Origin of the sequence: Niallia sp. FSL W8-0954 (assembly GCF_038005605.1) — a bacterium.
In the GTDB taxonomy this organism is placed as follows: Bacteria; Bacillota; Bacilli; order Bacillales; family Cytobacillaceae; genus Niallia; species Niallia circulans_A.
Genome location: NZ_JBBOTN010000001.1, coordinates 1,533,914 through 1,557,045, shown reverse-complemented (window position 1 = coordinate 1,557,045; position 23,132 = coordinate 1,533,914). Strand labels below are relative to the sequence as shown.

At 34.4% G+C, this 23,132-nt stretch carries 20 protein-coding genes; 8 read left to right on the top strand and 12 right to left on the bottom strand.

What is annotated here, in order from left to right; translation table 11 throughout:
• Window positions 1–19: 19 nt before the first annotated feature.
• From NX902_RS07695 to NX902_RS07675, 5 genes are all read right to left on the bottom strand, one after another.
• On the bottom strand, window positions 20–1,477 hold the full coding sequence (locus NX902_RS07695; protein ID WP_163186734.1) for a glycoside hydrolase family 32 protein: 1,458 nt from the start codon (window positions 1,475–1,477) through the stop codon (window positions 20–22).
• Between the two features lie 14 nt (window positions 1,478–1,491).
• A complete protein-coding gene (locus tag NX902_RS07690; RefSeq protein ID WP_095332213.1) occupies window positions 1,492–3,105 on the bottom strand; it encodes an ABC transporter substrate-binding protein in 1,614 nt (537 codons plus the stop codon).
• A 30-nt stretch (window positions 3,106–3,135) separates the two neighbouring features.
• Window positions 3,136–3,987 (bottom strand): carbohydrate ABC transporter permease, encoded by an 852-nt coding sequence (locus NX902_RS07685; RefSeq protein ID WP_095332219.1) that lies wholly within the window; start codon window positions 3,985–3,987, stop codon window positions 3,136–3,138.
• A gap of 44 nt (window positions 3,988–4,031) precedes the next feature.
• A complete protein-coding gene (locus NX902_RS07680; protein WP_095332211.1) occupies window positions 4,032–5,021 on the bottom strand; it encodes an ABC transporter permease in 990 nt (329 codons plus the stop codon).
• Between the two features lie 241 nt (window positions 5,022–5,262).
• Entirely contained in the window at window positions 5,263–6,234 is a 972-nt protein-coding gene (locus NX902_RS07675) for a LacI family DNA-binding transcriptional regulator (RefSeq protein ID WP_163186736.1), read from the bottom strand.
• A 319-nt stretch (window positions 6,235–6,553) separates the two neighbouring features.
• Here NX902_RS07675 and NX902_RS07670 point away from each other — a divergent pair, with 319 nt between their 5' ends.
• From NX902_RS07670 to NX902_RS07650, 5 genes are all read left to right on the top strand, one after another.
• Window positions 6,554–8,014, top strand: a complete 1,461-nt coding sequence (locus NX902_RS07670) for a spore germination protein (protein ID WP_341160678.1) — start codon at window positions 6,554–6,556, stop codon at window positions 8,012–8,014.
• Window positions 8,015–8,434: 420 nt separating this feature from the next.
• Window positions 8,435–9,436, top strand: a complete 1,002-nt coding sequence (locus NX902_RS07665; protein ID WP_095332205.1) for a sulfonate ABC transporter substrate-binding protein — start codon at window positions 8,435–8,437, stop codon at window positions 9,434–9,436.
• Window positions 9,437–9,468: 32 nt separating this feature from the next.
• Entirely contained in the window at window positions 9,469–10,215 is a 747-nt protein-coding gene (ssuC, locus tag NX902_RS07660) for an aliphatic sulfonate ABC transporter permease SsuC (RefSeq protein ID WP_217279667.1), read from the top strand.
• A 19-nt stretch (window positions 10,216–10,234) separates the two neighbouring features.
• Entirely contained in the window at window positions 10,235–11,029 is a 795-nt protein-coding gene (locus tag NX902_RS07655) for an ATP-binding cassette domain-containing protein (protein ID WP_163186738.1), read from the top strand.
• 243 nt (window positions 11,030–11,272) lie between these two features.
• Entirely contained in the window at window positions 11,273–11,932 is a 660-nt protein-coding gene (locus NX902_RS07650) for a YitT family protein (RefSeq protein ID WP_235850315.1), read from the top strand.
• A gap of 29 nt (window positions 11,933–11,961) precedes the next feature.
• On the opposite strand, the gene NX902_RS07645 is transcribed toward NX902_RS07650, so the two are convergent.
• Window positions 11,962–13,251: an MFS transporter gene (locus tag NX902_RS07645; protein ID WP_235850314.1), complete on the bottom strand. Its 1,290-nt coding sequence runs from the start codon at window positions 13,249–13,251 to the stop codon at window positions 11,962–11,964.
• A 188-nt stretch (window positions 13,252–13,439) separates the two neighbouring features.
• Between NX902_RS07645 and NX902_RS07640 the strand changes: the two genes are divergently transcribed.
• The gene (locus NX902_RS07640; RefSeq protein ID WP_095332195.1) at window positions 13,440–13,862 is read left to right on the top strand and encodes a hypothetical protein; all 423 of its coding nucleotides are present in this window, start codon (window positions 13,440–13,442) and stop codon (window positions 13,860–13,862) included.
• Between the two features lie 90 nt (window positions 13,863–13,952).
• On the opposite strand, the gene NX902_RS07635 is transcribed toward NX902_RS07640, so the two are convergent.
• The 6 genes from NX902_RS07635 to NX902_RS07610 all read right to left on the bottom strand — a co-directional run bounded on the left by NX902_RS07635 (window position 13,953) and on the right by NX902_RS07610 (window position 19,376).
• Window positions 13,953–14,228: a YqhV family protein gene (locus NX902_RS07635; RefSeq protein WP_095332193.1), complete on the bottom strand. Its 276-nt coding sequence runs from the start codon at window positions 14,226–14,228 to the stop codon at window positions 13,953–13,955.
• Window positions 14,229–14,938: 710 nt separating this feature from the next.
• Window positions 14,939–15,055 (bottom strand): DUF4023 family protein, encoded by a 117-nt coding sequence (locus tag NX902_RS07630; protein WP_082138277.1) that lies wholly within the window; start codon window positions 15,053–15,055, stop codon window positions 14,939–14,941.
• A 95-nt stretch (window positions 15,056–15,150) separates the two neighbouring features.
• A complete protein-coding gene (locus NX902_RS07625; protein WP_095332187.1) occupies window positions 15,151–16,251 on the bottom strand; it encodes a glycoside hydrolase family 172 protein in 1,101 nt (366 codons plus the stop codon).
• An 18-nt stretch (window positions 16,252–16,269) separates the two neighbouring features.
• Entirely contained in the window at window positions 16,270–17,112 is an 843-nt protein-coding gene (locus NX902_RS07620) for a carbohydrate ABC transporter permease (RefSeq protein WP_095332185.1), read from the bottom strand.
• A gap of 14 nt (window positions 17,113–17,126) precedes the next feature.
• On the bottom strand, window positions 17,127–18,020 hold the full coding sequence (locus NX902_RS07615; protein WP_204259854.1) for a carbohydrate ABC transporter permease: 894 nt from the start codon (window positions 18,018–18,020) through the stop codon (window positions 17,127–17,129).
• Between the two features lie 75 nt (window positions 18,021–18,095).
• Complete coding sequence (locus NX902_RS07610; protein WP_341160677.1) at window positions 18,096–19,376, bottom strand: sugar ABC transporter substrate-binding protein; 1,281 nt, start codon at window positions 19,374–19,376, stop codon at window positions 18,096–18,098.
• Between the two features lie 210 nt (window positions 19,377–19,586).
• On the opposite strand from NX902_RS07610, the gene NX902_RS07605 reads away from it, so the two are divergent.
• Window positions 19,587–21,419, top strand: coding sequence for a histidine kinase (locus NX902_RS07605; RefSeq protein WP_163186125.1), 1,833 nt, complete (start codon window positions 19,587–19,589; stop codon window positions 21,417–21,419).
• Window position 21,420: 1 nt separating this feature from the next.
• Window positions 21,421–23,010, top strand: coding sequence for a response regulator (locus NX902_RS07600; RefSeq protein ID WP_095332177.1), 1,590 nt, complete (start codon window positions 21,421–21,423; stop codon window positions 23,008–23,010).
• The last annotated feature ends 122 nt before the right edge of the window (window positions 23,011–23,132 follow it).

The window sequence follows — 23,132 nt, the reverse complement described above, 5'->3', positions numbered from 1 at the left end:
CCTGGCTTTCGGTTATATATCAATTTTTAGAAGGAACAGATACCTTTCCATATACTAGATTCACTTCCCCATCTTTTGCAAACAAACATACCCGTTTGCTTACTTTATCAGGGAAAATTAAACTTGTTAATGCTTGCTCTCCGCCATTGATAAATAGTTCTAAGGAGGCAGAATCTACAATTATTCGTAGATCAAGTGATTGAGAATCCTCCAGATAAACTCGCTGCAATTTAGGGAAGTTATCAGAAAAATCAACTATCCCAGATTTTTCACGAGACAGACTCAGTACATTTTCGTTAACGTCAATAGTAATGGTTGTATGCTGTAAATCTGTATGTTCTATCTTTAATCCATACTTATTTGCATTTATATTCTTTAAGGATAGGATTATCTCTGTGTATTCATCATCCACTTCAAAAACAGTGCTTTCTTTGGCTGTAATGATTGTGTCTGTTCTTTCTTCTTTTCTTTCAAAATAGGTATCTAATTCTCTCACTAAATGCTGGACGAGATAATACTCTCCCTTCTCCTCTCGCAATTCTAGCACTCTAGGGAGAGTCATCTGACTTCTCCATCCTTCTGTGGGAACTTGATTAGCGTAACGCCAATTACTCATCCAGCCTAGATAAATTCGTCTTCCATCTGCTTCAGGGATATCAGAAAAGCTCACTCCAGCATAGTTGTCCTTCCCATAGTCCAGCCATTTTATTTCTTCATGTTCTGGCATAAATTCCTTTCCATCAAATGAACCAACAAAATACTGCGTGCGCGACCCTTCATCATATTGAGGATTATCGCCAATACTGACAATAAGCACCCATTTTTTATCATTTGAATTGTCTATTGGTAACTCAAATAAGTCTGGACATTCCCATACCCCTTCGTGACAACCACAATTCTCTCCAAATTCACTTTCAAACTTCCAATCTTTTAAATTTGGAGCGGAATAGAAAGAGATGGTTTGCCCTGTAGCTAAAGCCATCATCCACTTTTGGGACTCTTTATGCCAAAAAACTTTAGGGTCTCTAAAATCGGGTTTAGAAGGGTGAGCAAGTACAGGATTCCCGTCATATTTGATCCACGATCTGCCCTTATCTAAGCTATATGCCAAACTCTGTGTCTGAACAGCCTCCTTGCCATGAACTGGCTCCAAGTGATGGGTAAAAATAGCCACTAACCCTGGTTCATCGTTAAAAAAGCCTGTTGTATTATTCCAATCCACAACTATGCTGCCTGAAAAAATGGTTCCATTCTCATCAGGATGTAAAGCTATCTCTAATTCCTCCCATACGATTAAATCTTTGCTGACTGCATGCCCCCAATGCATTGGCCCCCATGTGCTGCCATGTGGATTATGCTGATAAAACAAATGATATTCTCCTTTGAAAAACACTAACCCATTCGGATCATTCATCCAATTTTTTTTAGGGGAAAAATGCAATGCTGGTCTGTATTTTTCGAGTTTAGTAATCTTCAATGTCATGCCTCCAATTAATTTACTGTTCTGTCATAGCCATCCTGCTTAATTTGCAACCAAGTGCTTAGACCTAGTCTCTCTAATTCTTTCAAGTAATCTTCCCATTCTTCTTCAATTTTTCCATTACTCATCCATTCAGCTCTTTTTCTATTCACATAAGCAAATAGATCTGTTTCAATTTTTGCCTTTTCATCTGCCTCTTCTAGTGAGAAAAACACTGGTGGATAAAAGTTCTCTGCTTTAATATGAGGAACCATATTCTTTTCTAAAATATTTAATCGCCAAGCAGCATCTTCTGGTTTTGTTGTGTACACGCCATAATACTCATCTAGTATAGCCAATGGTCCTGCGATATTTGTTTTTTCTCTTATTTCAACTGGTGCTGCGCCTTCTAGCGGAAGATGCTTTAACATACCAGCTTTCTCATCAAATTCAAAAATATTTTGCTGTTTCGTATCCCCATATGTTCCCCAGTTATCTTGAACAGATTGCAGTGGTTCATACAGTTGATCAATCCATTTTGCGGTTAACTCTAAATTCTTATTCGCACTTGTGATAACCATTCTTCCTCTATCAAGACCAAATCCATTTGTTTGCGCCACATTTTTTTCACCACTTGGTCCTTCTAATGGAGGCATTACATCATAGGTATCATTCATGCCACTAATATTTCCTTTATCCCATGTAAAGTAAAGACCATATTTTGAATCTTTTCCTTTCGCTACATATTTATTCCAATCTTGTTCATATGCTTCTACATCAATTAAACCTAAATCATTTAGTTCATTAAAGAATTTTAACGCTTCTTTATACCCTTCTTCTGCTGCAGTAAAAATAACTTTTCCTTCATTGGAAACAACCGTATGATCCCAGTTATCTCCTAAACCAAAGGAAGCAAATAAGAAAGCTGGGTCCTCTCCTCCTTGATTCACAATAAAAGATAATGGTATTTCATCTGCTTCTCCATTACCATTTGGATCTTGTGTTTTAAACGCAAGAAGTACCTCTTTCAGTTCTTCAGTTGTTGTTGGCATTTCCAGCCCTAAATTATTGAGCCATTCTACATTTATCCAAGGAAGGCAATCAACTACTTGAATGCGGCTCTTTCCACTGCCAAGCTCTTCAATCCAAGGAAAACTGTATATATGTCCATCTGGCGCTGTAATCATCGATTTATATTCTGGAGCTTCTTCCAGCACCTTTTTAAAATTAGGCATATACTGATCAATTAAATCTTCAACTGGTATGATGGTTCCATCCTTTGCATATTTCAATAAATCATAATCACTGAAAGCAGCATCTAAAATGGCATCTGGCAGCTCCCCACTTGCCAACGCTAAATTCCGCTTCTCCACAAATTGGTCTTTCGTATAGTTTTTCCAATCAATATGAACACCTGTCTGCTCCTCTAATCTTTGATAGATTAGCTTTTCATTCGGGTCGGTTGGTGCCAAAGCTGAGCTTTGTGTCATAAAACGAAGTGTTGCTTTCTCTTTCAAAGGAAATGTAACATCAGTTAATTTTAAATCTTCTGTTGAAGCACTTTTACTTGTCTTTTCACCACTGCAACCTGTTAGAACAAGACCGGCAACAATAAAAGTGGAAAGAAGCTTATTGATTTTCCCCATAAATGAACCCTCCATATGCTTTTATTTAAATTATTTTAAAGATCCTACCATAACACCTTTTTCAAAGTATTTTTGGAAGAATGGATACATAATTAGAAGTGGTAAACTTGAAATAACAATAGATGCATATTTTATTTTTTCCGCTAATTTACTCAACTCAGCCATTGCTAATTGATCATTAATCATTCCAGGCTGAACTTGATTTTGAATCAGAATGGAACGTAACACTAACTGCAATGGATGTAATTCTTGGTCCTCTAAATAAATCATTGCATCAAAGTAGGAATTCCATTGCCCAACAAAGGCATATAAAGCGATTACAAAAATAATTGGTTTAGACAAAGGCAATACTATTTTTAGAAATATTTTTAATTCAGAAGCACCATCAATTTTTGCTGCCTCAAACAGCTCTTTTGGAAGCCCTTTAAAAAAGGTTCGTGCTAGGATAATATTCCAGACACTAATTGCTCCAGGCAAAATAATCGACCAAATGGTATTAAGCATTCCTAAATCCTTTACTATTAAATAGGTAGGAATCAACCCGCCATTAAAGAACATCGTAATAAGAAAGAAAACCATGATTATATTCTTTCCTTTAAATCCATCAAGAGAAAGTGGATATGCAGCAAATATCGTAATAACAATTGTGACAATTGTAAAACCTAATGAATAGATGACTGAATTGATAAATCCTTTTATCATTAATTCATCTTGTAAAATCCGTTTATAGCCTTCCAAACTCCAATTAGATGGATTTAAGGAAAATCCTTTACTAAGCAGTACATTGGGGTCTAAAAAAGAAGCCAATAAAATATAAAGTAATGGTAATAACACGATTAAAACAAGTAGTATTAAAATTATTTTGTTACTAAAAAGAAGCATTTTATCTGTTTTGGAATGGTTCTTCAATGATTATCCCCCCTTTATTAATATAACCCTTCGCCTTCATTTAACTTCTTCACTACAAAATTCACGAATACCAATAAAACTACGTTAATAACAGAATTAAACAAACCTACTGCTGTTGAATAGGCATAATCCCCGGCCTGCAGTCCTACTTTATATACATAAGTCGGCAGAATCTCTGAAGTTGGCAGATTCATAGAGGTTTGCATTAAGTAAGCCTTTTCAAATCCAATCGCCATAATCCCACCTGCTCCTAGAATAAACAACACTGCCATGATTGGTTTTAGAGTAGGAAGATCAATATGTCTTATCCTCTGCAATAGTGTTGCTCCATCGATTGTTGCCGCATCATGTAATTGAGGATCAACATTCGCAAGTGCTGCTACATAAATAATCGATGACCAGCCTGCCGCTTGCCATATTCCTGATAAAATATAAATGGATCTAAAATATTCAGGCTCTGTCATAAAGGAAACTGGTTTATCGTTAAATACCGATAATAGTGAATTTATTGGACCTGTAGGTGACATAAAGATAAATAACATTCCTGTAATGACAACAACTGATATAAAATTTGGTGCATACAATATTAATTGGATATTTTTTTTGATAGCAGCTCGCCGTACTTGGTTTAGACTAAGTGCTAAGATAATGGGTACTGGAAAACCCAATATTAAACCATAGAAACTTAATTTAAGCGTATTCATAAAAATCTCTTTAAAATTGGGAGAAGTTAAAAAATCTTTAAAGTGTGTTAAACCTACCCAATCACTGCCGATAATTCCCTTCATTGGACTAAAATCCTTAAAAGCGATGATTGCCCCATACATTGGGATATATTTAAATACAATTGTTAAAATGATGGCTGGTACTAAAAATAAATACAAAGCATAATTCTTTTTGAAATATTGAATAAAATTTTCTTTTTTGTGCTCAGGTAAAAATTCACCTTTTACTTTATGGGAAGTCTTCTTATTAGTTGTTTTCGTTTCAGGTACTGAAACTGACATTTTATTTCGCCACCTTCTTTAGAAAAAAGTTGAATGATTTTAGTGTCAACCGCTTGACATATTTCTAAATCTCCTTTCTCCAATTATGTATATCAACCGCTTTCATATTTTTTCATGTCAACCGCTTGATATATTTGATTTTAAACGCTTTCACTCGATGTGTCAACCGCTTGACTTACTTATTTTCAAAAAAATACAATCTAATTTTTTAGATTATATTTTATCAAAGGAAACTATTAGATTAGGCCGTCTCACTCTTTAGCAATTGAACAGGTAATATAACTTCCATTCTTTCATCCTTATTTACTTCATTAATAATATCCATTAATCTTAATACAGCTGATTGTGCAATTTCCTCAATTGGTTGTTTAATTGTGGTTAATTGAGGTAACAGCCTCCTTACACTTTGCGTGCCATCATATCCTATAACTTTTAATTGATTAGGAATCTGAATTCCTAGTTCACTCGCTACTTTCAAACAAGTAGATGCGATTAAATCATCACTAGCAAAAATCCCATCCGTTTCAGGGTGTTCTATAAATATCCTTTTGATTGTTTCCGCAGTTGCTTCCTCATCAAAAACGCTATTCAATTCATAGGTAATGGGATTAGCTACTTGATCTTCATAGGCTTTTCTTCTATTTTGGGTTGGTGTTTCTAACTCACTTGGTCCATTTATATGAACAATTGCTTTGCAACCATGATTAAGTAAATGTTGAACAGCCAATTTTCCACCTTCATAGTTGTCAGAACCTATTACAGGAATTGTTGGTGATAAGTAATGGTCAATTGCGACAATAGGTAGGTTAGAATTCTTATATATTTCAATTCCACGATTATAGGAACAAACAATAATTCCATCTACTTGATGCCTAATAAGCATCTCTGCATATGAAGTTTCTTTAGCAACTTGTCCTAAACTATTACAGAGAATAACTTTAAACTCATGATTGGAGCATATATTCTCTATATATAAAGCTAATTCACTAAAAAAGGGATTATTAATTGTTGGCAAAATAAGGCCAATAAAATTGGTCCGTTTTTTAAAAAGAGAGCGTGCTATATCATTAGGATAATAATTTAAATCCTTAATGGCTTGCTCTACTTTTTCTCTTGTTTTTGCACTTATATATCCTCGATTATTCAAAACACGTGAAACCGTCGTTGGCGAAACACCTGCCAACTCCGCTACATCTTCTAATTTTACTTTCATAATTACCACCCGAAAAATCATAAATTATTTAATATATCTGTTAACCGTTTTCATACATATTATCATAAACTATTTTTTTTTGCATCTTCCACCTACCCAATATATTCCTTCTGCTCCTATAATTCTAGATTACAAGAACCCTATTTACCCTTATAGTGATAGAAGGATTTGCCATTCATTCCTTTTTATTTGGGTTTCTAATCAAGGAATATTGGCCTTTTACTTCAGAGGTATTTTTTTCCTTCTCTATGTCTATTATGAAATATAGTACATAAAAAAGAAAAATCATTCCCCAACCGTTTTTAGTATGAGGTGAGATATGGAAAATATAAGTAAGAAAAAAGTATCCAGTCATTTGGATGAGAATGTTGGATATCTAAAGGAAGAATTAGGTGTTGGACAAAACTTTGACATGATCCATTTAGATGTCGAATATGCTGGCATCCGAATGGCTATGTTTCTTGTAGACGGATTAGTAAAAGATGATATATTACATTTGCTCATGAAGTTCCTTGCCAAAGTAAAAAAAGAGGAATTAAGAAAAGATGTTTTAAAGAAATTATTGAGTACCTATATACCTTATATAGAAATCAGCACAGTTGATGATTTGAATAAGGTTGTCGATAATGTCCTCTCAGGTCCAACAGCACTCCTTATCGACGGTATTGACGAAGTCCTGCTGATTGATGCTAGAACCTATCCTGTCAGAGGACCACAAGAGCCTGATACAGAGAGAGTTGTCCGCGGTTCCCGAGATGGCTTTGTAGAAACAATTGTGTTTAATACAGCACTGACAAGAAGAAGAATCAGAGATCGGACGCTGCGAATGGAATTTATGCAAGTAGGGCGTCGTTCCAAAACGGATATTGTTATTTGTTATATTGGTGACATTGCAGATCCAGATATGGTCGAGCAATTAAAGAAAGCGATGTCCCATATTGATACTGATGGATTACCGATGGCGGAAAAAACAATTGAGGAATTTATTTCAGGAAACAACTGGAACCCTTTCCCAAAAGTACGTTATACAGAACGGCCTGATACAACGGCCATCCATCTTTTTGAAGGACATGTATGTATTTTTGTAGATGGCTCACCGTCTGCCATGATCGCACCTGTTACTTTCTGGCATCATTTGCAGCATGCTGAAGAATATCGGAACAATCCGCTTGTAGGTGCCTATTTACGCTTTGTTCGTTACCTAGGTGTGTTTGCTTCCCTTTTCTTATTACCTTTGTGGTATTTAGTGAGTATAGAACCAAGCCTATTGCCTGGATCTTTATCGTTTTTGGGACCGAATGAATTAGGGCAGGTTCCCTTAATTGTTCAGTTTCTTTTAATAGAAGTTGGACTGGATATGCTGCGTATGGCCGCCATTCATACACCTACATCGCTTGCCACTGCATTAGGGCTTGTGGCTGCCTTAATGATTGGACAAGTCGCAGTAGAGGTGGGGCTGTTTTCAAACGAAGTTATTTTGTATTTCTCTATTGCTGCGATCGGAACTTTTGCAACACCTAGTTATGAGCTTGGTTTAGCAAACAGACTTGTCCGGATTGTGCTGTTAATTTCTACCGCTATCTTTAAAGTTCCTGGATATATCGTTGGCGTAGCTCTGTTTATTATCTTCCTTGCAAACATGAAATCATTTGGAGTTCCCTATCTATGGCCTTTCATTCCATTCAATTACCGTGCAATGAGAGATATTCTTGTTAGAACACCAATTCCTTTAAAGAATCGCCGTCCCCGTATTTTAAATCCCAATGATCCTGATCGATAATTATCGTCCCAGCAATTTCTGCATCTGTAAGGTCTTACAGCCTTAGGTAATCTAAGGCTGTTTTCTATATGCTAAAATGCCTTTATCCGAGGCCCCCTATAAATGGTTAACTACTCCCTTCCCTTCATTCCAAATTCCCTATCTGGTAAGACAAAAAAGAAATGACTTCTAAAAAAACTAAACAGGTACCTAATAATTTTCTTTGCATAGTTTATAAAGAACTTAAAATCCAGACAGTATAAGCGGAAATGCTATGTTAAAAATAGGTTGGTTTGATGATGAAACAGTCAACTTTACAGAAAGAAAATATATGTACGTTAATGTCTAACTATTGATTGATGGCAGAGAATATCATCTTCTACAAGCTTCCTTAACATAGCTGACAAATAAAATAAAAGTATGAGGAGATGATGCTTCTATATGAAAAAAAGAATAAGAAAGAAAACAGTCGCTTTAATCTTAGGATGTATGCTGCTTTTATCTACCATTTTTCTTTCTGCTTGTTCATTACCAAATCCGCCAGGTGAGAATAGCAGCCATGATGAGGTATTCCGTATTGGTTATCAAAAAAATGGACCACTCCTTATTTTGAAGGAGCTAGGTACATTAGAAGATCGTTTAGAACCACTTGGATATAAAGTAGAATGGTATGAATTTCAAGCAGGCCCGGCTTTACTTGAAGCATTAAATGCCGGAAGTATAGATTTTGGTCGGTCAGGTGATTCTCCTCCAATCTTTGCTCAAGCATCTAATTCTGCCTTACAGTATGTTGCGGCAGGAAAATCAAAGTTTGAAGGCTCTGGCATTTTAGTGAAAAATGATTCTTCCATCAAGACATTAGAAGACCTGAAAGGGAAAAAAATCGGTTTTGCCAAGGGAAGTAGTTCCCATTATTTATTAGTAAAAGCATTAGAAAAAGCTGGTTTAAGCTATAGTGACATAGAACCTGCTTACTTATCGCCTGGAGACGCAAGAATTGCTTTTGAAAAAAAGGAAATTGACGCATGGGTTGTGTGGGATCCTTTTACCGCAAATACACAGTTACAAGCTGATGCAACACTATTAGTAAATGGAAAAGGTCTAACTAGTGACCGCGATTTCTTTCTAGCTTCCTCTGACTTTCTTCAAGAAAACGAGGATATTATTAAAGTAGTGATGGAAGAGATACAAAAATCATGTCAGTGGGCAAATGAGCATCCAGAAGATTTAACAAAAATGCTTTCCTCTATTTTGGGTATTGATGAAGCCTCTATGAGAATGGCTGTGGAAAGAAGAGTTTATGGAGTAGAAGAAATAAGTGATTCAATTATAAAAGAACAGCAAGAAATTGCAGATACCTTTTATAATCTCCAACTTATACCAAAGAAAGTAAAGGTGAATGAGAACGTTTATACAATTGATTTAAAGGATGAGGAAAAGTGAAGAAAACATCTCTCTACTTCATAAAAAAAATATTGCCATGGGGCATTCCTATTTTATTGCTTATCGGCTGGCAATGGATTATTAAGGCAGGGATTATTTCATCACGAATACTTCCCGCTCCATCGGATGTCTATCTGGCTGCCATAAATCTCTTTCAAACGGGAGAGTTAACTCATCATGTATGGATTAGTTTATGGAGAGCGTCTATTGGATTTCTGATCGGTGGTACGATTGGATTTGTATTAGGTTTATTAAACGGCTTATTCCGATTTACAGAGCTATTACTTGACACCTCTATTCAAATGTTACGAAATATTCCCCATTTAGCTCTAATACCATTAGTCATTCTTTGGTTTGGGATTGGAGAAGAAGCAAAAGTATTTCTTGTAGCTTTAGGGGTTTTATTCCCCGTCTACCTTAATACCTATCATGGTATTAAATCCGTTGATAAAGGATTAATCGAAATGGGAAAAATGTATGGGCTAAATGGCTTTTCTCTTTTCCTAAACGTTATATTTCCAGGCGCTCTTTCTTCCATACTTGTAGGTTTACGATTTTCATTAGGAATTATGTGGATTACTTTAATTGTCGCAGAAACAATATCCTCTACTTCTGGGATTGGTTATATGGCAATGAATGCAAGAGAATTTATGAGGATGGATGTAATTGTATTAAGTATTCTCCTGTATGCATTACTTGGAAAACTTTCCGATGTAATCGCTCGTTTTATGGAAACACGATGGCTTAAATGGCATCCTAGCTACCAAAAACATTCCTAAAGTAAAGGAGGATTGGAAGATGAGTAAAGAAAAAATATATCTAGAAATTAAAAATCTCGAAAAAAGCTACAATGAAACCAAAGTCTTAAAATCTCTAAATCTTAAAATAAATCAAGGCGAATTCCTTGCAATTGTCGGGAAAAGCGGCTGTGGAAAAAGTACATTACTTCGCTTACTGTCAGGGTTAGAAAAACCAACTAAAGGTGAAATACTCATTGACGGAAAACCTTTAAATAGTTTAAATAGGGAAGCATGCATGATGTTCCAAGATGGACGCTTGCTTCCATGGAAATGCGTATTAGATAATGTGAAATTAGGAGTAAAAGGAATTCGCCGAGAGGGAGCTATTCAGGTTTTGCGTGATGTTGGATTAGAAGATAAGAAAGATGAATGGCCAGCAAATCTTTCTGGCGGACAGAAGCAGCGCGTAGCATTAGCTCGGTCTCTTATGCATAAACCAAGGTTGCTGTTACTTGATGAACCCCTTGGAGCATTAGATGCTCTTACCCGTCTTGAAATGCAATCTATGATTGAAAATATTCAAATGACCCACGGATTTACCTCTTTATTAGTAACACATGATGTCGAAGAGGCTGTAGCACTTGCTGATCGAGTCATCGTTCTTCAGGATGGCATTATTGCTCAAGATATACCAATTACTCTAGAAAAGTCACGCCAGCGAAATCATGCTGCTTTTGCCTCTTTAGTAAACGATATATTAAAAAAAATCCTCCATCCAACCGACGAAAAGTCCCATCGAATGATTGAGGAGGAACGAAACTTAGCATTAAAAACGATTCCAAAGCTAAATTAATAAGTGTTATTGGAGGAGACTAACTTTTTTTGTCTGGTCTTCTTCTTTCTTTTTAGCATGGCAACAGAATAAACCTAATACTCCTTTTTAAACAAGATACCCCCATCAACTGACCATCAGTTAAAGCGAACAGTCTCTTGGAAGAAAAACTCCCCATTCCTCTAATAAAAGTCATTCCTTTTCATGGTTCTGCATACACTTGTTATTATAGTGGACATGCATACTAAATGAGGGATGATTTTTTTGAGAAAAAAAAAGCCGGTAACTTATTCACCTTATCGATTTAGAAGAATATGTAGACAATACTCCTTCATTTTGCTTGGAGCGATTATACAAGGATGTGCAATGGGTATATTCCTTTTTCCAAATTCTATCCCTTCTGGAGGAGCTGGCGGTTTAACTGTTCTCTTTCATTATTTTTTCAACATTCCCCTAAGTATTATTCTTTGGATAATCAATTCTTCTATGCTCCTTTTTGCCCTCCATTTCTTAGGCGGCAGCAGTGCAGTTGGAACATTATTTGGAATTACGATCACTTCAATAGCCGTTAATCTTTCCCAAGCCTATTTCAGTACACCCTTTTCCAATGTGTGGATAGATATGCTTATGGGATCCTTGGTACTCGGTACGGGAATTGGCATACTTTTAAGGCAAGGTGTATCGAATGGCGGAATCGGAGTTATTGCTTTAATCATCTCCAAATATAGAAATATTAATCCAGGTAGACCATTATTTTGGATAAATGGGGTAATATTTGTTATCACTGCTTATATTATCGATTGGCAAATTGTGATACAAGCCCTCATCTGTCAATGGTTATCCACACAGATTGTTGCCTATCTCTATAATTTAAGAATCCGACTACCTATACCTGGCCCTGCCTTTGCCTGGCGGAAAAAATAAGGATGTCGGGATAATCCCCAACATCCTTATTATCTTCCTTCAATAGGCTCTAAAAAAGGAATAACTTCTTTTGCATCCGCTTCTTTTTTGTCTTTCTTCCCTTTTTCTCCCTGCGGTTGTTTTTTATCCTCTACTTTAATTAATAACAAAGCTAGAAGACCAACGAGACAAGTAAATCCAGCTATTGATAAAAACATACCTATCCGAGACCAATCCATCAACCTTCCGAAAATTGGCGGTCCGATTGCAACTCCCAGGAACCGCACAGAACCATATAAGGAGGTAACGAATCCCCTTCTTTCTTGGCCAACAGCACCTGTAATAAAACTATTAATACATGGCAAAATTAAACCAGTTCCAACACTGCTGACTGCAAGGACTGCTATAAAAGGAACAAGACTCTTAAATAAACTTAAGGTTGCATAAGATGCAGTGACAAAAATAAAACCAAGAACGATTAACTTTTTCATTAATTTTTGATTTTTTCCTATTTTACTTCCTGTAATATAGGATGTTGTACACATTATTAATAAGGGAATTGCTAATATTAACCCCTTGATAATTCCATCAATTTTATGCGTATTCTCTAAAGTATCTGATAAATAGAAAAGAATACCGAAGAGAGTAAATAAACAGGTTGCCCCTGCTAAGTATGCCGTAAATAACCATTTTCCTTCATGTTTAAAAACACTTACTAACCCTTTTATATATTTGCTTGGAGATGGAGGCTTTTTACTATGTTCTTTCTCTCTAATGAAAATCCATGACAAGATAATAGAAATTAATACAACCATTGGAAAAGCAAAAAATACGCCATACCAAACAATTAAGGCAATGGCAGAACCAAGTATAGGAGAAAGTACTTTCCCAAATCCATTGGATGCTTCCACAAGTCCCAAAATCCTACTTTCTTTCGCTCCTTTATATAAATCGGCCGTTAATGCCATTGCTATCGGCGCTGTTCCAGCAGCACCTATCCCTTGTAAAGACCGTCCTACTAAAATCCATGTATAAGCATGAGAAAATTTCGCTGCAGCAAATCCAGCTAATATTCCTCCAACTCCATATAAAAACAAAGCAGGAATAATAACAGATTTTCGTGTAAAGCGGTCCGATAAATAACCTAAAATGGGAATAAAAAAAGCGGCAACTACAGAAAAAACTGTTATCGTCATACTAGCTTGAAAAGCAGAAAGATTAATTTCCGTTTGCATTTTTGGCAGTATTGGTATTAACATGGAATTTCCTAGTGTCATAATGAGCGGGATAGAACCAATCGCTACTGCAGTCATTTTTGTATTTTTTTTCTCCACAAACAATACCTCCGTTACTATACATCCGTATTCCATTATATTTTATGATTTTTAGGGATCTTTAGTTAGATTATCCGTACATGGAGAAGTTATTCCGTCTTACAAAATATGTTTATTTCTAGAATACAAACACTTGACGAGGGAGAAAATACATTAGCTAAGTGTTATAAAACTTGAACAACGGAGGAAAAAAATTGAAATTATTTATCGAATACATCTTGGATGAAATAGAACAAATTGGATTAAAAAAAGGATTTCGCACTTCTCTTTCCTCTAGTAAGAATGAAGAGAATTATCTTAGAGGCACATTACAGTATTTTGATAAAGACTTTTTTATTCACTTTGTCCTATTTTTCAGTTATCCGGAAAAAAAACCAAATTTAACTTATACCTTTTGGATATTAAATCACCATGGAAATGAACAGCTATTAAAAAATGTTAACGGCAAAGAAAGCGAAGAGGATGGGGCTGAGGCTGAGAACAAAAAGAAAAAGATAGATTTAATTAAAGAGCATTGCCTGAGTGAAATAAATGTCAATATTTCTAAAGGCGAGGAAATCCAAAAATTATTTAGGAAAATCGAAAATGTTCTTTCGAAGGAAGTCATTATGTCCTAATGTTTTTTTTTGCGATATTCTTCCAAAACAAAAGCAAAATAAATTGCCTTTTGACCACCTGACAAGGAGAAAAAAGGCAATTTATATTCATTATTCGCTTTTCACCCCATATATAATCAACCCAACTCCTAATAAAATCCACATCATTTTAACAAAGGATATTTTATCTGTTAAACCCCATAAGCCAATAAAGGTAGTTGCTATAAGTACAAGAGGACCAACTATTGCTAATGAGCTATTGATTATAAGTGCTTTTTCTATTTCATTTGCCTTCAGCATCAAAAGTGCTGCAGTAATTTCTATGCTTCCTGATAATAATCTTAGGATAACCATTCCGAGAACTGCTTTTTCAATGAACGATAACATATACTCCTCCCACCAATAGCAAAATTTACTACCATTATATGCAGTGGGATGTTTAATAGGACATGTTTTTGAAGCTCGGAATAGAAACTTGATTACGAACGGAATAGTAAAAGCCAACAAATCTATTGTTTAAAAGAACGCTGTCTTTTTTTATCTAGCTCCCTTATACATGAATTACAATAACCTAACTCCCCATCAAATTTATACCACTGTTTACACTTCAGACACTTCTTATGTAAAATTTCATTAATCATCAAATCATATCCGTAATATGTCATGACTTTTTCAATTTTCATTCCATCTCTTCCTTTCTCCTCTATATCCTTTGTTAAAGTATGCAAATTGCTATCAATTCGTGATAGCAATAAGGATTTTTTTGAAAAAGAAAGAGAATAGTACCCTAAAAAACTGCAACCTAAATAAAGATGCAGTCAGAAAATCGACAAACTCCTAATTCAGTAATTAGGAGTTTGTCTTAGTTTATACATATACATTCTTTTAAATAAGAATTGATTTCCGTTGCAGGGGTTCGCTTTCCGTGGGGCTCGCGCTGAGCCGCTTCGACCTAAAGGCCTGCAGGGTCTCAGACTGTCTCGCAGATCCCACAGGAGTCTCACCCCTTCCACTCCAATCAATGCATAATAATTCCATTTGCATTTCCTAAATTCCTTTTGTCAACAAGATGAGGTGCAGTTCTTTAGCATGTATTTTTAGTGCTGCTTATTTGGTAATTTAGCCTCTGGATGTCCTTTACCATGCTTTTTATTTTTTTCCTGTTTCTTTTGATCATCCTTAAGTTTTTCCACGAATTTACCTGTGTCTTCCATTATTAACCCTCCTAAAAGTTGTTCTTGTTATTTTAACCGTTTAGAGGATTTACATTCTTGGAGAGCAAATTAATTCTAATTTAGGGATGATATATTTATCGTGGCCATCGTTCTTCTCTTAAAGGGAAAACAGGGAATGGCTTATGGGGCAATGTCTGATACCAATAAGCAACAGTAGAAACATCATCCTGTCTCTCAAACAATCCACGATGGCTAACACCAATTTGTTGTACTGTTATCTTAATTTCCTCTTCAAAGCGAATAGGATCCATAATATGCCAGCGATAAAATCCACGCATTGGCGGTACATCATCATTATGGTAAGGATTAACAACGGTATTATCCTGTTTCGCATAAAACGGAAAGCCTAAAAAAGGTGTAGAATAAGTTGTTTCATCCATTTTGCCATGCTCATCGTATGTTGCAAAACTCCAAGCACCACCAAAATAATCCTCTGTTCCAGTTCCGCAAATAGTCGGGTAATCCTTGTCTCCATCTAGAAAAACCTTTACCTCCCCTTCTCCCCACCAATATCTTTCTAATGTAGATAATGCCATATACGTACCAACATACTGCCCTTTTCCTTTCACACCATCTAAAATAATATAATCCTGTCCTTTTTCAGTAATACTCTGTCTTCTCCATTGGGCATGAAAATAAGCTATTTCTTTTGGCAAAGTATCATATAAGCAATAGTCTACTTGATAAAAAAAGGCAGGAATTGCTTCTTCGCATTGATTTTCGATCGTAATGCGTGCTTTTTTATGAAAAGGCATAGAAAAATAACTATTCATTCCTCTATTTGGATTAACAGCTATAGGCATGGAATTCACTAAACACCCTTGCCCAAATCCACAGCAAAAGAAATCTCCCAATGGACTTTCAACTGATGGATTCTCTTCATCATCCCAATACATTCTAATAATAATATCTCTTAATACAAACGGATTTTTATCATTTATCTTTGCAGGAACCGTTATCCAAATATGTTCAATTACACCCGGTCCATCTATTTCAGCTAATACTTTTACTTCGCCTGATTTAATGTCTCTTAAGCACGGAGCCCCTTTTCGCGAAGGCCCAAGATTACTTGCTGCCTTCCCTCCACCTCCTTTTTCACCTGTAGGATTTTCCGCATTAATTGCTCTTGTTCTTCCATTATTTAAAATAGGTAAGGTAGATAGTCCATTAAACATCGTATCACTCCAATTTTTTTATTGTTTAACTCCTCCAGCAATAATTCCTTCCATAATGTTCTTTTCAAAAATCATCACAAATAAAATAATAGGTAAAGTAATGAACCAGCCCATAGAACTTATTAAATCCCATGGAACTTCAAAATTACTTGTTCTTGGAATCGTTGTAATCCCCACACTTAATACTTTAATTTTGTAAGAAAAAAATAAAGGGGTAAAAAACTCATTTAAACATTGGATAAAGTTAATAATACTAACAGTAGCTATAGCTGGCTTCATCAGCGGAAAATATACTTTGAATAATACTTGTAAAAAATTTGCTCCATCTACTTGAGCAGCTTCTTCCAAAGACGGAGGAATTTGTTTCACGAAATTATATAGAATTAGAACAGAGAACGGGAGCAAGGAACTCGTATATAAAATGGTTAACCCTAAATAGGTATCGACCAATTGTACCGACTTCATAAAATCGTATAGCGGTCGCGCAGTTATAACTGGTGGGATTAGTGCTGAAAACAGCAGCAATTTATATCCCCAGCTAACCCCTCTTGAATAATCATATCTGGCAAATCCATATGCAGCTGCCGTACCAAATATAATAGAAGCAACTAAAGATAAACCAGTAATCAACAATGTATTAATCGCCATTTCCCCAATTCCCAATTGAATAAATAAATCTTGATAGTTTTGAAAAGTAATGGTCTTAGGAAAGTAATCAATAGGAGTTTGGAATAGAGAACCCTTTGGCGTTATAGATGAAATAAAAATCCAGTAAAGAGGCAGCAAGATAATAATTGCTACAACAAAGGTCAATCCCCATCTAAGAAAAAAATAAAAACTCTTCGTCGACCTTATATTCATTCTTTACATACCTCCTAATAGTCATTTTTCTTGATCCCTAATAAACTTATACTGCTGATAATAATCATCATCAAAAATAAAAGTACTGCTATAGCAGAGGCATAACCAATATTTAAGTTCGTGAAAGCTTCTACTGCAATTCTATATGCTAGTAAACTCGTCGAATCACCAGGTCCTCCAGTAGTCATGGCATAGACAATATCATAGCTAACAATTCGCCACATGGTGAAAAAGATACATAATGTCAACAAATTCTTCATTATTAGGGGAATCGTAATAGAGAAAAATGTTCTAACCACATTTGAACCATCCATTTTAGCCGATTCATAAATCTCTTCTGGGATAAACTGAAGTCCCGCCAAAACGAGAATCGCAAAGAAAGGAACATCTTTCCATAAGTCCACCAAAATGACCGCAATTCTTGTAGATTCTGGGTGAATTAACCAATCGAAGTGAAATGTAGTAAAGATTCTTCGTATTAAATCATTCACTAAACCATAGCTATCATTAAATGCCCATCTTGCTGCTAACCCTGTTACAACCATAGGCATCGCCCATGGTATTAAAACAATTGTTCGTAAAAACTTCCTTCCTTTAAACTTCTGATTTAATAAAACGGCTAAGAATATACCTAAGATTACATGAAAGATCATGGATATGATGGTAAAAATCAATGTGAATTCTAATGAAGTAATAATCTTATCATCTTTAAAAATAGCAAAAAAGTTTTGAAATCCTATAAATGTTGCAACTCCGCCTTTAAACATATTAATTTCAAACATACTATTAATAAAGGTAACTATAATGGGATAAATAATCGTAAATCCTCTAATAATTAATACTGGTAGTATCAAAATCCAAGCAATAACTAACTTGTTTTGAAAGGATTTATTAAGAACAGTCTTCATTTTATAGCCCCTTTCCATAAAGAGGACCAAAATTCTATATAAATTTGATCCTCTTCATTTGTTTCAAGATTGTACTTACTTGGCTAAACGAGCAATTTCCTTTTGAGCTTGTTCTACTGCCTCATCTAAACTTATTTCATCAGAAATAAACTTTTGGAATATCGCTCCAATTCCATTAACAAACTCCATAGCCTGAGGAACTAAAGGTCTACCTCTCAACGTACTATTGCTGATATATTCTTTGACACTCTCTAATCCTTTGACAGTAAAATTAGGATCATTAATTACATCGAGACGTGCTGGAAGTCTCCCAGACATTTCGCTATATGCTAATTGTCCATCAGGGCTAGCAATATATTGCAGTACTTTTTTTGATGCAGCTTTCTTCTCAGAAGATTTATTTAATACATAATGCCAGGAAGCAATAAAGGCATCGTTTGTCTCAAAAGTTGGCATTGGCTCTATATTTAATTGTTCAGGACTAAATTTCCCAGCTTCTTCAAATGTAGGAATTGCACCTGTATACATAAATAGCATTCCATATTTCCCATCAATAAATTTTTGATTCATAGGGTCATAGATATCAGCAAGCTGGGATATCGGGGTTACCTTTTCTTTGTGTGCTAAATCATACATAAACTGCAATGCTTCTTTTGTTTTTGGATTGGTCCAATCAAAATAATCGCCGCCAAAAAGATTAACAAAAGTACCAATTTCATTAAAAACATAACTTTTTTCCCATGAGCCTCCATAACCATATACACCATCTTTTGTTGCCGCTTTTGCGTACTCAAGAAATTCTTCTTTTGATTTTGGAGCCTCCATGCCTGTTTTTTTCAATAATTCATTATTCACCCAAAATGCTAAGATTTCTAAGTAGCTAGGCACGGAAAAGATGCTCCCATTATAAGTCGGTATATCCTTTATATATTGCTCAGAAAAATTCTTTACGATCTCAGGAGTCATAACCTCTTTCTCTAAGGGCTCTAGATAGTCTGCTCTCGAAAAGGCTGTAATTAATTCATCATTAACATGCATTAAATCAATTGTATTATCACCTGAAGAAAGAATAGTCGTCATTTTGGCTACCATATCATCTGGGTTGGTAGGTGTAACAATAATATTTAACTTTACTCCAGTAGCCTCTTCTATTTTCTTCTGATAAACAGACCATCCTGCCTTTGTTGAATCATTTGTCATTAAAGTAATAGTCTCTCCTTCAGCCTTCCCTTCGCCTCCGGAAGCTTGATCAGCATTAGAACTTGTGTTATTTACTCCGACACAGCCAGTTAGGAAAATTGCTGTTACAATCATTAAGCATAAAACAATACTGTACCACTTTCTTGATTTCTGCATTCCCTTAACCTCCCTTTTTATAAAACGCTTTCACATATTCGAACTCATTATATAAAAGAAAAAAAAACACTTAAATATAAATTCTCATCTAAAAAATATAATATTTGTTGATTGATTATATTTTTTAAATCTATTGCTTTAATAAACTTTTCTAGATAAACTTATGGATAAAAAGTAAGCGGTTTCTGAATGGAGGGGGAGAAATATTGTATGCGTCTATACTTCTATTTAAAGAAACTTTTTCAAAGATACTTTACTAGTTTTCAAAAGAAGATTTTATGGAGTTTTCTTCTTACTTCCATTATCCCATTAATCTCTTTAAGCGTTCTCTCTTATTTTCTGTCTTACAATATTGCAAAAAATAAAATATTTGATTCCATCTCTTATTCAAGTAATCAATTAAATGTGATTCTTTCTAATCGTTTTGAGCAGATGAAAAATGCTTCCAGTTTAATTCAGAATTATTTATACCCGTTAGTAATTCAACCACCACAAAAGTTATCGGACCAATTAGAATCATATAGTACGGTTAGGAATAATATTATTTACTTAAAAGAAGCTTACTTGTTGGATAATATCACCATTTATATAAACCCACAATTTCTTTTCAGTGATGAAGGAATTACCTTCTTTCCTACAAGTGAGTTACATAAACGTGGAATAAACGAGCAGCAACTATCTATTAATACGAACAAGCTAGAATGGATTCTATCTGAGAATATTAATGAGCCCTTTGTGGTAAACCAGTCTTATCAAAAGAAAAGGTATTTAACTTGTTTTATCACCTATCAAAAGAAAGACACAAAAACAATAGATTATGCCATTTTTCTTGATTTAGATGCACAGGAAGTAAATCAATTACTTGATGAAAGTTCTACTGACGCTTCTATTAATAGCTATTTAATTGATCAAAACGGGATTATTTTAGCACATAATAATAGCAAGCTAATCGGCCAGCAAATGAAAAAAAAGATATTTAACAAAATAGCAACGAATGAAGGGCCATTTAAAATCAAGAATAACCAGTATATTTTTAAACGTAACGAAATAACTGGCTGGTATATTGTTACAGAAGTTCCAACAAGCTATATTGTTAAAAATACTATAGTCCTTATAAGTATCTTAATTTCAGCGGTCATACTAGTTATCATCATTAGCATTGTCAGCAGTTTATTCATCTCCAAGGAATTAAGTAAAAAAATAAGAACAATAGCTAAAACGATTAAATCAATCTCTCTTGATAACAATAATCTTATTTCTGTTAAGTTGCCTATAGATAAAGAAAAGGAATTTAAAGATGAATTTGATTCATTAGCAATAACATTTAACAATATGACAGAATCGATAAATACCAATTTTAATGCTATTTTAAATTTCAAAATACAAGAAGAAAAAATGAAATATCAGTTAGAGCAATCTAAAATAAACCCTCACTTTCTATATAACATGCTTGATTCTATTAAAACTTGTCAGACCCTTGGTCGAATAGATGATGCAAATAAAATGATATCCCAATTGGCGCATTTCTACCGGATGATTTTAAAGAAAGGCGATGAACTTATCCTAATAAAGGATGAACTAGAAATTGCTCAAGTTTATCTCCAGTTAGAAAAATTAAACAAAAGCATGGAATTTCATTGGAAGATAGAGAAAGAGGAAGGAATTGAAAATTTTCTTATTCCAAAATTTGTTCTGCAGCCTATTTTGGAAAATTGTATCCACCATGGAATGAATAATGTTAACACACCATTATTCATTCAAATTTCTATTACCTATAAAAATGATGCTATTCAATTTACGATCCAAGATAATGGGCGAGGAATTACGGATGAAAAAATAGAAACACTATGTCAGGTTCTAAACAATAACGCTTTTCGTACAAATCATTTTGGTCTAAGCAATGTAAATTATCGATTATCTTTATATTCATCCGAAAAGCCGACAATACAAATAAGTAGATTACATCCACAGGGTACTCTAGTTTCCTTCACTATCCACCAAATGATATCGGAAGAATTATTTTTTGAAGAATTAGGAGGATAAAATGAAAAAAATTATAATGATTGACGACAACACCGTTTGTTTAGAAGGTATTTATAAAAACATAAAGTGGGAAGACATTGGAGCGACCGTTTGTGGGATATATGCTAGTGGGATAGAAGCACTGAAAGAAATAGAAAAAACCCAGCCAGATTTAGTTATTTCCGATATTCAAATGCCAGAAATAACTGGAATCGAATTGGCAAAATCTATATTAACAAGATTTCCTTTTATAAAAATTATATTTATCAGTTCCTATGATGATTTTGTTTATGCACAGGAAGCAATTAGACTTAATATTTGTGACTATGTCGAAAAGCCAATTGACTATGATTATCTCACTACTGTCATTCAAAAAGTACTACGGAATATTCAACAAGAAACAGAAACGATGGAACAGTTAAAACATAGTCAACCAATATTGAAAGAGAAATTCTTTTTAAACCTTATTAATGCTGGTCCAACTTATGCAGAATACATGCTTCAAAATCAAGCTAGTTACCTAAATTTGCAATTTACAAAGAAGCGATACATTTGTATTTATTTAGAGATAAGTAAACATATAGACTACATGAACAGCCTCGGAGTAGAGCGATATCATCTCTATACTTTTCAACTGATTCATGCTGTAGAAGACTACTTCGCCTCTGAAGATGTCTATACTATAAATCAAGGGGGACGAATCATTTTTATTATTGGTCAAAAGCAATATCCCCATAAATTAAGTACCCATGTTATGAAAGCTTTCGAGACGATAAAGAAACAGTTTGATTTTTTGACGATTACAATAGGAATCGGTCATACGGTACAATCTATCTGGGAAATTTCGAATTCCTATCGAAATGCAAAAAAAGCAACAGAATATAAATTTATTTTTGGAGACAATAATATATATTCGACGGAAGAAATACATCAAGCTGCTTCTCCTCCTCTTTTTCTATCAAGACAGGATGAAGAATTACTAATTAATTTAATCTCCAAAAAAGACAAACAGGGAATTAAAGAATTTCTAGCCTATATAGAAAACAACTGGTCTAGTGTATATTATAATAAAAATGGCATTCTTTCATACATTTCATCCATTCTGTCAAAAATTTTGCGTTTTCTTTACGAAGTTGAAATTAAAGATACGGAAATTGTGGAGAAAATAACGCATACCTTTTCTATCTTGGATACATTTAACACGGTAGAAGAAGTTTGTGAAAATCTAGAAAAAATTTGTCTTCTTACTAGCGAGAAAATTCAACAATCTATTCATTCTAAACATAGCCAGATTGCTGAACAGATCATACAATATATCGAGAATCATTATAATGATTTAACGCTGAACTTAAATACGATCAGTAATCATATTAATATGAGTCCATCCTATGTTGGATCTATTTTTAAGAAAATTAAAAATACCAGTATATCTAAATATATTACATTTCTAAGAATAAATAAGGCAAAAGAACTCTTGTCTTTTACAAGTATACCAATTATGGAGATCAGTGAAAAAGTAGGTTATTCCAATCAATATTATTTTAGTGCATCCTTTAAAAAAGTAACCGGACTAACACCAACTGAATATCGTACTCATTCCACTACCGTTTAAATATAGTTGTACTCTGTTTGATCGCTTCATTCTACTATCAATTTTCTCGATGACACCTATCTAAATATTCATCTTTATTATTCGTCCCATCCAATATATGATTAATATAAATGAATAGGAAA